Origin of the sequence: Actinosynnema sp. NPDC053489, from assembly GCF_044544865.1 — a bacterium.
In the GTDB taxonomy this organism is placed as follows: domain Bacteria; phylum Actinomycetota; class Actinomycetes; order Mycobacteriales; family Pseudonocardiaceae; genus Actinosynnema.
Genome location: NZ_JBITXT010000004.1, coordinates 106,185 through 118,072, shown reverse-complemented (window position 1 = coordinate 118,072; position 11,888 = coordinate 106,185). Strand labels below are relative to the sequence as shown.

General features: G+C 74.0%; 9 protein-coding genes. 5 read left to right on the top strand and 4 right to left on the bottom strand.

The features are described 5' to 3' along the window. Positions 1-38: 38 nt before the first annotated feature. A complete protein-coding gene (locus tag ACIGNX_RS10270) occupies positions 39-1,415 on the bottom strand; it encodes a hypothetical protein (protein WP_396538385.1) in 1,377 nt (458 codons plus the stop codon). Between the two features lie 171 nt (positions 1,416-1,586). Here ACIGNX_RS10270 and ACIGNX_RS10265 point away from each other — a divergent pair, with 171 nt between their 5' ends. The 3 genes from ACIGNX_RS10265 (at position 1,587) to ACIGNX_RS10255 (ending at position 4,504) form a co-directional block, all read left to right on the top strand. Then, entirely contained in the window at positions 1,587-2,432 is an 846-nt protein-coding gene (locus ACIGNX_RS10265) for a carbohydrate kinase family protein (protein WP_396538383.1), read from the top strand. Positions 2,433-2,510: 78 nt separating this feature from the next. Then, positions 2,511-3,536, top strand: a complete 1,026-nt coding sequence (locus ACIGNX_RS10260) for a LacI family DNA-binding transcriptional regulator (RefSeq protein WP_396538381.1) — start codon at positions 2,511-2,513, stop codon at positions 3,534-3,536. Further along, positions 3,533-4,504: a winged helix DNA-binding domain-containing protein gene (locus ACIGNX_RS10255; protein ID WP_396538379.1), complete on the top strand. Its 972-nt coding sequence runs from the start codon at positions 3,533-3,535 to the stop codon at positions 4,502-4,504. The genes ACIGNX_RS10260 and ACIGNX_RS10255 overlap by 4 nt, the downstream gene beginning before the upstream one ends. Positions 4,505-4,511: 7 nt before the next feature. Here the strand turns inward: ACIGNX_RS10255 and ACIGNX_RS10250 are convergent, their stop codons facing one another. Beyond that, entirely contained in the window at positions 4,512-5,888 is a 1,377-nt protein-coding gene (locus tag ACIGNX_RS10250; protein WP_396538377.1) for a hypothetical protein, read from the bottom strand. Positions 5,889-6,220: 332 nt separating this feature from the next. Here ACIGNX_RS10250 and ACIGNX_RS10245 point away from each other — a divergent pair, with 332 nt between their 5' ends. Next, entirely contained in the window at positions 6,221-8,521 is a 2,301-nt protein-coding gene (locus tag ACIGNX_RS10245) for a LuxR C-terminal-related transcriptional regulator (protein ID WP_396538375.1), read from the top strand. Between the two features lie 87 nt (positions 8,522-8,608). Here the strand turns inward: ACIGNX_RS10245 and ACIGNX_RS10240 are convergent, their stop codons facing one another. Continuing rightward, a complete protein-coding gene (locus ACIGNX_RS10240) occupies positions 8,609-9,850 on the bottom strand; it encodes a cytochrome P450 (protein WP_396538373.1) in 1,242 nt (413 codons plus the stop codon). A gap of 388 nt (positions 9,851-10,238) precedes the next feature. Then, positions 10,239-10,700 (bottom strand): MarR family winged helix-turn-helix transcriptional regulator, encoded by a 462-nt coding sequence (locus tag ACIGNX_RS10235; RefSeq protein WP_396538371.1) that lies wholly within the window; start codon positions 10,698-10,700, stop codon positions 10,239-10,241. 72 nt (positions 10,701-10,772) lie between these two features. Between ACIGNX_RS10235 and ACIGNX_RS10230 the strand changes: the two genes are divergently transcribed. Next, positions 10,773-11,819, top strand: coding sequence for an LLM class flavin-dependent oxidoreductase (locus tag ACIGNX_RS10230; RefSeq protein ID WP_396539179.1), 1,047 nt, complete (start codon positions 10,773-10,775; stop codon positions 11,817-11,819). The last annotated feature ends 69 nt before the right edge of the window (positions 11,820-11,888 follow it).

The window sequence follows — 11,888 nt, the reverse complement described above, 5'->3', positions numbered from 1 at the left end:
GCCCGGCCGGGTGCGTCCCGACCGGGCACGGGCACGAATCAGCGCGGCGCCACCGCCGACGCGGCCCGGACCGCCGCCGCGAGGTCCTCAGTCGAACGGTCGGGAACCGAACGGACGGGAGCCGGCGACGCGACGGCGGCGCTCCCGGCAGGGGGAACGCGACGGGCGTTCACGCACCCCCGCACGTCCTCGACGCTGGTGCAGTTGTCCGGCAGGTTCCCGGTCACGTGCGAACCGGCCAGCACGGCGCTCCCCTCCAGGGTGGCGACACCGCCACCCGAGGCCCGCAGCGGCGAGGTCCCCGTGCCGGGACCGCCCGCGGTGTTGCCGGTGACCTCGCTGCCGTCGAACGTGAGCCGCTCGTAGAAGATCCCCACACCACCACCGCGACCGCCCGCACCGGCCCACCCCGCGTACCCACCGGGACCCGGGACGCCGGAGTCACCACCGCGACCGGTCCGGTTGCCGTTGACGAGGGTCGTCGCGATCACCGGGAACAACGGCCGGCCCTGGTCGGTGGACACGAACAGGCCCGCGCCCACACCGCCGCCGCCACCGTCCCCTCCCCCGCCGCCTTCCGGACCGCCCGCCCCGCCCGGCGCGCCGTCCCCGGTGACGTTGCCGGTCACCGTGCTGCCGGTGACCCGCAGGACCGAACCGCGGAGCACCTCGACACCCGCGCCGAACCCGCCCGAGCCGCCGCGGCCGCCCCGCTCCCGCCCGACGCCGTCGCCGCCCCGACCGCCCGGACCGGTGCGGTTGTCGGTGATCAGCGTAGTGGTGATGGTGACCCCGGCCCCGGGACCCGTGACGTAGGAGGAGATCGCGCCGCCGAAGCCGCCGAGCCCGCCGACACCGGCCGGCGTGGTGGCCGTGGCGTCCGCGCCGGGAGCGCCCGCGCCGCTGCGGTTGCCGGTGAGCACGCTGTCGGCGATGGTCAGCGGACCCCAGTTCTGGATCGCGCCACCGCTCCCGCCCGCGTTGCCCTGCCCAGAGGAGTCCTGCCCAGAAGAGTCCTGCCCAGAAGAGTCCACACCGACGCCGTCCGGGGCGTGACCACCCGTCAGGGTCACCCGGGACAGGGTCAGCGTGCCCCAGTTGGCGATGAGCCGGAACTGCGGCGCGTCCGGGGCGCGGCGGATCGTGGCGCCGTTGCCGAGGACCGTGAGCTCGCCGGAGATCCTGGGCAGGCCCTCCTCCCCCGCGGGCACGGCCGGGCCGGTGAGCGTGTAGACGCAGCCGGCCGTCAGGGACAGGGTGTCCGGCTCGGGCGACGCGTTGGCCGCCGTCACGGCCGCGACCAGCGACCCCGCGTCGCACGGCACGTCGGTGCCGGCGTGCGCCGGGACGGCGGGCAGGGCGAGCACCCCCAACGCCGCCGCGGCGAGGGGCAGGGCGGATCTCGTGCGGTGCATCGGAACCTCTCGGCTGGTGATCGTGGCCCGTCTTGATCCACCTCATCACAGGACCCGTCATCGCGGAGCAGTTTTAGTCAACACTGAAGCTATAGAGTCAAGCATGACAGCTCTTGCGGGATCGCTCCCCTCTCGATGGCCGGCTCGGCGCCCCGTCCCCAGAATGGCCGCATGCGCAGGCCGAGGGTGTTCGTCGCGGGACCGGTGTCGTGGAACCGCCTGGTGCTGCTGGACCGGCTCCCCGAGGCCCGACCGCACACCGTCTTCGCGAAGGGGCACCGCACGGCGGTCGGCGGCACGTCGGCGGGCAAGGCGCTCAACCTCGCCTCGCTCGGCGCGGAGGTCACGCTGCGCACCGTGGTCGGCGACGACGAGGCCGGGCGGTCCGTGCTCGACGTGCTGCGGCACGCCGGCGTCGACGTCATCGCCGAGGTCGCCGACACCGCGACCGAGCAGCACCTCAACCTGATGGACCCGCACGGCGGCCGCCTGTCGATCTACCTCGAACTCCCCCGCCTGGCCCGGCCGCGGCACGACGGGCGCGCGCTCGCGGCCCTGGCGGCGGCCGACGCGGCGGTGATCGACCTCGCCGACCACGCCCGTCCCCTGCTGGCCGCCGCACGGGGCGCCGGCGTGCCGGTGTGGTGCGACGTGCACGACTACGACGGCGTCGCGCGGTTCCACCGCGACTTCCTCGACGCGGCCGACCGCGTGTTCCTCAACGACGACGGGTTCCCCGACCGCGACGCGCTGCTCGGGTTCCTGCGCTCCCTCGCCAAGCCCGCGGTGGCCACGCTCGGCGCGGACGGCGCGCTGGCCGTGGTCGACGGGGCGGTCCACCGCGTCGCGGCCGTGCCGGTCGAGAAGGTCGTGGACACCAACGGCGCGGGCGACGCGTTCTTCTCCGGCTTCCTCGTCGCCCACCTCGCGGGCGCGGACGTCACCGCATCGCTGGCCGCCGGAGCGCGCCAGGCCGCGCACTGCCTCGGTTCAGCGGGACTGGCACCCGAAATGTGACGGTCGAGGGCTTGCTGAAAACCCTTGCAAGGACTTTCCTTCGGGTGCCCGTGCCGCCCCGACGGAGAGGAACCACCCATGGACGGCGTGACCGCCCGGCTCAGCGACATCGCCGCGCAGGCCGGGGTCAGCGAGGCGACGGTCAGCCGGGTCTTCAACGGCAAGGCCGGCGTGTCGACGGCCACCCGCCAGGCGGTGGTGGCCGCGATGGACCTGCTCGGCTACGAGCGACCGCCCCGGCTGCGGCAGCGCAGCGCCGGCCTCATCGGCCTGATCACCCCCGAGCTGAACAACCCGATCTTCCCCGCGCTCGCCCAGGTCGTGGAGCAGGTGCTCACCAGCGCCGGCTACACGCCCCTGCTGTGCACGCAGACACCCGGCGGGTCGACCGAGGACCAGCTGACCGAGATGCTGGTGGACCGGGGCGTGGCCGGGATCGTGTTCGTCTCCGGCCTGCACGCCGACTCCACCGCCGACATGGGCCGCTACACCAAGCTCGCCGGGCGCGGCATCCCGTTCGTCATGATCAACGGCTACACCGAGAAGGTCTCCGCGCCGTTCATGTCCACCGACGACCGGGCGGCCATGCGGCTGGCCGTGTCGCACCTGGTCGAGCTGGGCCACGAGCGGATCGGGCTGGCCGTCGGGCCGCGCCGGTTCGTGCCCGTGCTGCGCAAGATCGAGGGTTTCGTGCAGCACATGCGCACCGCCCTGCCCTACACCGCCGAGCAGGCCGAGGAGCTGGTGCAGCACTCGCTGTTCACCGTCGAGGGCGGGCAGTCCGCGGCCGCGGCGTTGCTGGACAAGGGGTGCACCGCGATCGTGTGCGGCAGCGACCTGATGGCGTTCGGCGCGATCCGGGCGGCGCGGCAGCGCGGGTTGGGCGTGCCGCAGGACGTGTCCGTGGTCGGGTTCGACGACTCACCGCTGATCGTGTTCGCCGACCCGCCCCTGACGACGCTGCGCCAGCCCGTCGAGGCGATGGGGCAGGCCGCGGTCAACGCGCTGCTGGAGGAGATCGGCGGCACCCCCGCACCGCACGCCGAGTTCGTGTTCCTGCCCGAGCTGGTGGTGCGCGGCTCGACGGGCGCGCGGCCGAGGTGAGCACCGTCGGGGCGACCGCCGACCGGGCCAGGGCGCTGCGCATGCGGGCGCAACGCCTGACCACCCCCGCCCGGTCGCTGTCGGAGCTGCTGCGCGACGTGCTCGCCGTGCAGGCGCAGGACCTGGCCGCGGCGGGACTGGCCGTGCGCGCCCGCACCACCGGCCTGTCCCCCGCCGACCTGCGCGCCGCGCTCGACGCCGGCGACGTCGTGCGGACGTGCGCGATGCGCGGCGCGGTGCACCTGGTGCGCCGCGAGGACGTCGGCTGGCTGGTGGCGCTGCTCGGCCCGGTGAACGCGGCCCGGTCCCGGCGGCGGCGGCTGGAGCTGGGCCTCACCGACGAGGTCTGCGGGCGGGCGCTGGACGCGCTGCGCGAGGTGCTGACCGAGCCGCTGACCAGGGCGCAGGTCGTGGCGCGGCTCGCCGGGGTGGGGGTGGCGCTCGACCCGGCCGCGCCCGCCTACCTGCTGGCCCACGCCGCCAACCTGGGCGTGGTGTGCGCGGGCGAGTCGACCTACCGGCTGCTGGAGCCGTCCGACGACGAGCCGCGCGGCGCGGCCGAGCTGGTCCGGCGCTACCTGCGCGCCTGCGGTCCCGCCACGGTCGAGGACTTCACCGCGTGGAGCGGCCTGCCGGAGGCGGAGGTGCGGGCCGCGTTCCCGTTCGGCGAGCTGGTCGAGGGCAGGCACGGCTGGCAGTTGCCCGCCGCCGACGCCGCCGACCTGGACGGCACGGTCCGCCTCCTCGGCCCGTTCGACACGTTCCTGCTGGGCTACGCCGACCGGGCGCTGCTGCTGGACCCGTCGCACGCGCCGCGGGCACGGTCCGCGGGTCCGCACGTCGTGGTGGACGGCCAGGTGCGGGGCACGTGGCGTCGCCGTGACGGCCGGGTGGTGGTGGAGCAGTTCGGCCACATCCCGGTGTCCGACCTGGACGTCGAGGTCGAGTCGGTCCTGGCCTGGGGCTGACGGGGGTTCAGTAGCACGCGAACTCGGTGTCGAGGACCGCGCAGGTGCGGGCGTTCCTCCTGCTGCTGGTCCGGAACGGGTGCCCGTCATCCGTGATCGGCAGGACGCCCACCTGGCCTTGGGAGGCCCAGTGCAGGTCGATCACCCAGTCGCAGTCGCACCCGTCGGTCTTCGCCTCGACCACGAACGTCTCGGTGTCGGTCAGCGAGACGGTGTAGGGGAACTTGATCGGCTTGCGTTCCCACTGCGGCGTGTCCGGGTCCGTCGCGCCGAACTGGTCCTCGGCCGTCGGCGCGACCGGATCCCGGTCGAGGTCCACCGAGAGCCGGCGCACGACCCCCGGTCCACCGCACTGCCGCACCACGGCGGTACCGCGCAGCGGTTCACGCCTGGCCACGACGCGCACCCGGAGGTCCGTGAGCACGACCTGCGCGTCCGACCTGCCCTGCACGGTGATCATGACCTGGCCCGGGCTCGCCGCCGCGCCGCCCTCGTTCACCTGGTCCCACTCCGACCAGCCGCCGTGGGACGTGACCTCCTGCGGGACCGGCAGCCGGATCTGCTCCGGCGGCTTCGGCGTGATCCACGGCGCTCCGCAGGTCGGCGTGATCTTGCGGACGGCGTGCGTGAACGGTATCGGCTCCGTCGGAGCCGCCCGCCCGCTCGCCGGCGCTGCGGTCCCGTCGTGGTCGAGCAGGCGGTTCGCCAGCAGGCCACCGGTGCCGGCCGCGAGCACGACCAGGGCGACCACCACGATCAGCGCCAGTGCGGAGGAGTTGTGGTGCACGACGTAGCTGAGGTTGTTTGTGACGACGTTGCCCGTGCCCCGCGCGGAGGCGCTCGCGGCAGGCGCGGCGTCGGCCCGTCCGGTGCCCGAGGTGCCCACAGGGCGGTTCCCCATCAGCGCGAGCAGTCCGGAGACGACGGTCACGAGCAGCACGACCAGCCATGCGAGCGGGTTGCTCTTCCACTCGGTGGCGAAGTTGATCACGATTCCCGACAGCGCGGTGGCCCCGGACGTCGCGAAAGCCAGGATGCGTTGTCGGCGGTCCGCGCCGGTCGTGCCCATCGTCGCCCCTTCCGGCCCGCCGACTTCGCGGATGGGATGACCTGTGACAGGACTATCGCGCCGGCCACCGAGCACGTGACGCCACATCACTCGAAAGGGCGAGCGGCAACGGGATCCCGCGGGCGGTGGAAGAGTGGCCCGCCCGCCGGGAGTCACCTCGGACAGGGGCCGCGGGATGCCGGTGAACATCGCCGCACCCGAGATCGCCACCAGGGCGAAGCTGTCCACCGCGCCGGAGGTGAACCGGCTTGAACGCCGTCCCGCCCGGCACGCGGTCCACGGCCCGTTGCGCGGCTGGTGGTGCACGTTGGCCACCGGCCACCCCGAAGGCAGGCGGTGGAAGGCCGTAGTGGCGTTCGCCCCCGCCGCCGCGGGTGCCCGCGCCTCGGCGGCGCCGCTCGGCGCGGCCGAGGCGCCCCGACCGGACCGGGGACCACGAGCAAGGCGGTCGTTCCCGCTCGCACCACGACTCCCACCACGCTCCATTGCGCAAGGACGTGCAGCTCCTTGCACGCCAACACTGTCGGAGAAACCGTGCAAACGCCTGACGTGCCGAGACACCGGAAAGGGCTTGCAAACTGCTTAGCCCGGGCGTTGCTTCGTGGATCTCCCGGTGTGCGCGCGAGCGGATGTCGTACGGTGTCCCGATGACCGAGCGGGCATCGGGAGGCGGTGTGGTGCCGCGTGCGCTGAGTTCGTTCGTCGGCCGCAAGGACCTGCTGGCCGAGCTGCGCCGGCGGATCGGCGCCGCACCGCTCATCACGCTGACCGGCGTGGGCGGCGGCGGCAAGACCCGCCTGGCGCTGGAGCTGGCGGCGCAGGTGCACCGGGCGTACGACGACGGCGTGCGGGTCGTGGAGCTGGCGTCCGCGCGCGGCGGCGACCCGGAGTTGTTGGCACAGGTGGTGCTCAGCGCCGTGGGCGTGCCCGACCAGGCCACCACCACGCCGCTGGAGACGTTGGTCGACTACCTGCGCCACCGCCAGGTGCTGCTGGTGCTCGACAACTGCGAGCACCTGGTCGAGCCGGTCGCGCGGCTGGTGCGCGCGGTGCTCGGCGCGGCGCCCGGCGTGCGCGTCCTGGCCACCAGCCGCGCCCGCCTGCGCGTGCCCGGCGAGGTGCTGGTCATGGTGCCGCCGCTGGACGTGCCCGCCGAGGACGCGCCGATGGACCTCGGCTACGAGTCCGTGGCGCTGCTGGTCGACCGGGCCGAGGCGAGCGTGCCGGGCTGGCGGGTGACGCCGGAGAACTGGCCGGACGTGGTGCGCGTGCTGCGGCGCGTCTCGGGCATCCCGCTGGCCATCGAGCAGGCCGTGGTGCGGATGCGGTCCATGCCGGTGTCGCTGCTGGCCGACCGCCTCGACGACGTGATGCGCGTGCTGACCGCCAACGACACCACCGCGGTCGAGCACCACCAGACCATGGCCGCGCTCATCGACTGGAGCCACGCCCACTGCACGCCGGCCGAACGCCTGCTGTGGGCGCGCCTGTCGGTGTTCGAGGGCGGCTTCAGCCTCCCCGCCGCCGAGGCCGTCTGCGCGGGCGACGGCCTGCCCGCCGACGAGGTGGCCGACGCCCTGGCGGGGCTGCTGGACAAGTCGATCGCCCTGCCCTCCGCCGATCGCAGCCGCTACCACCTGCTGGAACCGCTGCGCCAGCACGGCGCGGCGAGCCTGCGCGCCGCCGGCGAGGTGGACGAGGTGCGCCAACGCCACCAGGACTACTTCCGCCGCGAAGCCGCCCGCCTGGCCGAGTCGTTCGCGGGCCACAACGAAGCCGCGCTGCTGGCCGCCGTCGACGCCGACATGGCCAACCACCGCGTCGTCCTCAACGACCTGATCCGCAACCCCGACACCGCCCACGTCGGCCTGCTGATGAGCGTCGACCTGGCCCGCACCCGCTGGTACACCTACGCCGGCCGATTACCGGAAGAACGGCTGTGGCTGGGCCGCGCCCTGGCCGCCACCCCGCCGACCCCGGACCCGCTGCGCGCCAGCGCCATCGCCCTGGACGCCTGGATCGCCCTCTGCCTGGGCGTGGAACGCGAACTCGTCGCCCGGCGCGTCGACGAAGCCGACGCCATGGCCCGCGAGGTGGGCGGCCCGGTCCCCGCGGTCACCTTCGTGCGCGGGGCGTACGCGGTCCTGGCCCTCGGCGCGATCGAAGGCGTCGAACTGCTGCGCCAGGCCCACGAGGAGTTCGGCGCGCTGGGCCCGGCGTTCGCCGTCGACCACCACCTGGCGCACATCCTGCTCACCGTGTCGCTGGTGCTGCTGGGCTCCCGCGAACAGGCCGAACCGGCCGCCGAGGAGTTCCACGCCGAGTGCCGGCGCCTCGGCGCGCTCTGGGGCATCAGCTGGGCACACTGGTGCCGCGGCGTCGTCCAGACCCGCTGGGGCGACCCGGTCGGCGCGCTGGACGTCCTGCTCGAAGGACTGCGCGTGCAACGGGAGATCCGCGACAAGTGGGGCCCGCTGTGGTCCATCGAAGCCCTCGGCTGGGCCCACTCGCGAGCGGGCGACGGCTCGGCGGCCGCCCGCATGCTCGGCCTGGCCCACGGCCTGCACCGCGTCACCGGCGTCCGCGTCGACGGCCTGGTCCCGTTCGCCTGGATGACGGCGCAGGCCGTGGCCCGCGCGAAGGCCGTCCTGGGCGAGGACGAGTACGCCCGCGCCTACGCGAGCCCGGCCGAGTCCGTGGACCAGGCCCTGGCCGCCGTCCTGGACGAAGTCCCGACCACCGAGCCGAACCGCCGCCCGGGCGGCCTCACCCCGGCCGAGTGGAACGTCGCGAAACTGGTGGGCGACGGCCTCTCCAACCCGGAGGTGGCCACCAGGCTGGTCATCTCCCCCGCCACCGTCCACACCCACCTGACCCGCATCTACCGCAAGCTCGACATCACCAACCGCCACCAGCTGATCACCCTGCTGGCCGGCCTCCCCGACTGACCACACCACGCGGGTCGGCCCGCTGCGGCTTGATTCGACAGGGGTTCGGGTGCCCCGGGTCGGATCAAGCCGCAGCGGCCATGGACCTCACCCCTCCAACAGCACCCTCGCCTCGGCGAACGTGTTGGGCACCACCTTGTCCGCCCGCACCAGCTCCCCGGCCTCCACCACCAACCGCGCCCGCGGCGCCCGGATCCGCAACGCGCTCAACGCCGCCCGCGCCTCGATCCGCGCCAGGTGGTGCCCCAGGCAGTAGTGCACCCCGTGCCCGAACGCCGCGTGCCCCAGCGCCGCGTTCCCGCCCACCGGCACCCGCATGGGGTCGAACCGGTCCGCCGTGGGCCCGTGCACCTCCGGGTCGCGCCCCGCCGTCCCGAGGCCGATCATCACGACCGACCCCTCCGGGATCACCCCGCCGGCCAGCTCGATGTCGGTCTTGGCGCGGTAGTGGGGCGTCACCCGCACCGGCGGGTCCCACCGGGCCGCCTCCTCGATCGCCAACCCCACCGTCTCGGCGTTCAGCCCGTCCCACGCGCCGGGTGAGGACAGCAGCGCGACCACGGCGTTGCCGATCAACCCGGTCGTCGTCTCGTGCCCGGCCACGAGCAGCAGGATCGCCGTGGTCAGCAGCTCCTCGGGCGTCAGCCGCTCCCCGTCTACCCGGGCCTGCACGAGCCCGCTGAGCAGCGCGTCGTCCGGCTGCTCCCGCTTGTACTCGATCAGCCCGGCGAGGTAGCCGAACATGGCGTCCGACGCCGGCACCACCAGCTCGGGGCGTTCGGTCATCATCGCCGCGGTCCAGTGGCGGAGCTGGTCGCGGTCCTCGACGGGCACGCCGAGCAGGTCGCAGATCACCGTCAGCGGCAGCGGGAAGGCCAGGCCCTCGATCAGGTCGGCCTCGTCGGGCAGCGCGGCCACCAGGTCGTGCGCGGTCCGCTCCACGATCGGCTGCAGGGCGTTGATGCGCCGCGCGGTGAACGCCTGCGACACGAGGGCGCGCAGCTTGCGGTGGTGGGGCGGGTCGGTGTTGAGCATCGACGGGCCGATGATCCGCGACAGGTCGGTCGGCCGCCCCTTGCGCGCCAACTGGTCCTGCATCGCGGTGCGCAGCCCGACGGCGTCCTTGGCCAGCCGGTCGTCGGCGAGCAGCGCGCGGGTCGCGTCCAGTCCCATCGTGGTCACGAGCACTTCGAGGCCGTTGGGCAGCTCGGCCGGGTGCACCGGGCCGACGCGGGCCAGGGCGTCCTCGTGGGCGTGGTGTTGCCAGCCGCGCAGCGGGCCGCCGACGAGGGCCTGTCGGTCCGGGGCGAACTCCGCGGTCAGCTGCACGTCGTCTCCTTGGTGGTGCGGTGGTGGGGTGATCGGGTTCCGGTGATCGGGTTCTGCGGCGTCCACTTTCGTGTGAGCCCCACACGCCGCGCATCCACCGCTCTCCGTATTCCGGGTGACAGCGTACGGAGATCGGTGGACGCCACCCGGCCGCCGCGAATACGGAGGCGCGTACGGAGGTTTGCCGATGCGGGCTCCCGCACACCTGCGCGAGGCTGGAGGGCGTCCGACACCCCGACGGTCGGACGCAGACCGGGCGGATCGGGCGGATCCGCCGCCGCCCGGCGTCCCGGGGGGAACGGGGAGGTGCCGCACCCCCGCGCGGCACCTTTCCCCGCTCGCCGGCCACTCCACTCGCCGGCCACCCGCTCTCCGGCGTGGCCGGCCGTCAGCCGTCAGCCGCGATCCGGCCCAGCACCCGGTGGAACACGCGGTCCAGCACGTCCGCCTCCGCCGCCGACAACCCGTCGAACAGGTACCGCCGCACGGTCTCCACGTGCCCCGGCGCGGCGGACTCGATGGCCGCCCGCCCGGCGGCCGTGAGCCGCACCATCGACCCGCGCGCGTCCTCGGCGCAGTCCTCCCGCGCCACCAGCCCGCGCTTCTCCATCCGCCCGACCTGGTGGGACAGCCTGCTGCGCTCCCACCCGACCAGCGCGCCCAGCTCCCGCGACCGCAGCACACCGCCCTCGGCCCCCGACAGCGGCACGAGCAGCGCGTAGTCGGCGTTGGACAGCCCCGAGTCGCGCACCAGCTGCCGCTCCAACGCGCTGTGCAGCTCGCGGTGGACGGCGAGGTACGCCTGCCACACCCGCGCCTCCCGCTCGTCCAGCCACCGGGGTCCGCCCATGGCAGCCCACGCTAGCAAGATGTTGACGTGTCATCAATGTTCGCCTACGTTGTTGACGTGTCCACAAAGGGAATGCAGCTCGGGGTCTACAGCTTCGGCGACCGCCACCCCGACCCGGTCACGGGCGAGCAGGTGTCGGTCGCGGACAAGCTGGCGCAGACGCTGGAGCGGATCAGGCTGGCCGACGAGCTGGGGCTGGGCTTCTACGGCCTGGGCGAGCACCACCTCGCCGACTACTCGATCTCCAACCCCGGCACGGTCCTCGCCGCCGCCGCGAGCACCACCTCCCGCATCACGCTCAGCAGCGCGGTCACCGTGCTCAGCACCGAGGACCCGGTGCGCGTCTACCAGCAGTTCACGACGCTCGACCAGCTCAGCCGGGGCCGGGCCGAACTGCTGGCCGGGCGCGGGTCGTTCACCGAGTCCTTCCCGCTGTTCGGGGCGGACCTGGAGGACTACGACGAGCTGTTCGAGGAGAAGCTCGCGCTGCTGCTGCGCCTGGACCGGGAAGACCCCATCACGTGGTCCGGCAGGTTCCGCGCGCCGCTGGAAGACGCGCACGTCTACCCGCGGCCCTACGGCGAGCGGCTGCGGATCTCGGTGGGCACGGGCGGCAACCCGGAGTCGTCGGTCCGCGCCGGGCTGCTCGGCCTGCCCGTGGTGTACGCGGTCATCGGCGGCGAGCCGGAGCGGTTCGCGCCGCTGGTGGACCTGTACCGGCGCGCGGGCGAGGCGGGCGGGCAGGAGGCCGGGGACCTGCACGTGACCATGAGCGCGATCGGCCTGGTCGCCCGCCGGTCCCAGGACGCCAAGGACTCCTTCCACCCGTACTGGCTGGAGACCATGAAGTACGGCGCACGGGCACGCGGCTGGCCCGTGCCGTCGCGCGCCGAGTACGACTCGTGGGCCCGGGGCGCGCGCTCGATCTTCGCGGGCAGCCCGCAGGAGGTCGCCGAGCGGCTGATCTCCGTGGGCCGGCTCACCGGGGCGGACCGCTACGCGATGCAGATGGACTGGTCGGGCGTGCCGCACCGCCTCGTCATGGAGGCCATCGAACTCCTCGGGACCGAGGTTAAGCCCTTGGTGGACAAGGAACTCGGAAGCTCCACAGAGGACTGAAGCGGCGGAACCCCCGGTGTGACACCACCCACTCGTGGTCACGCGGAGGAGACGCACCCGTGAATCCCC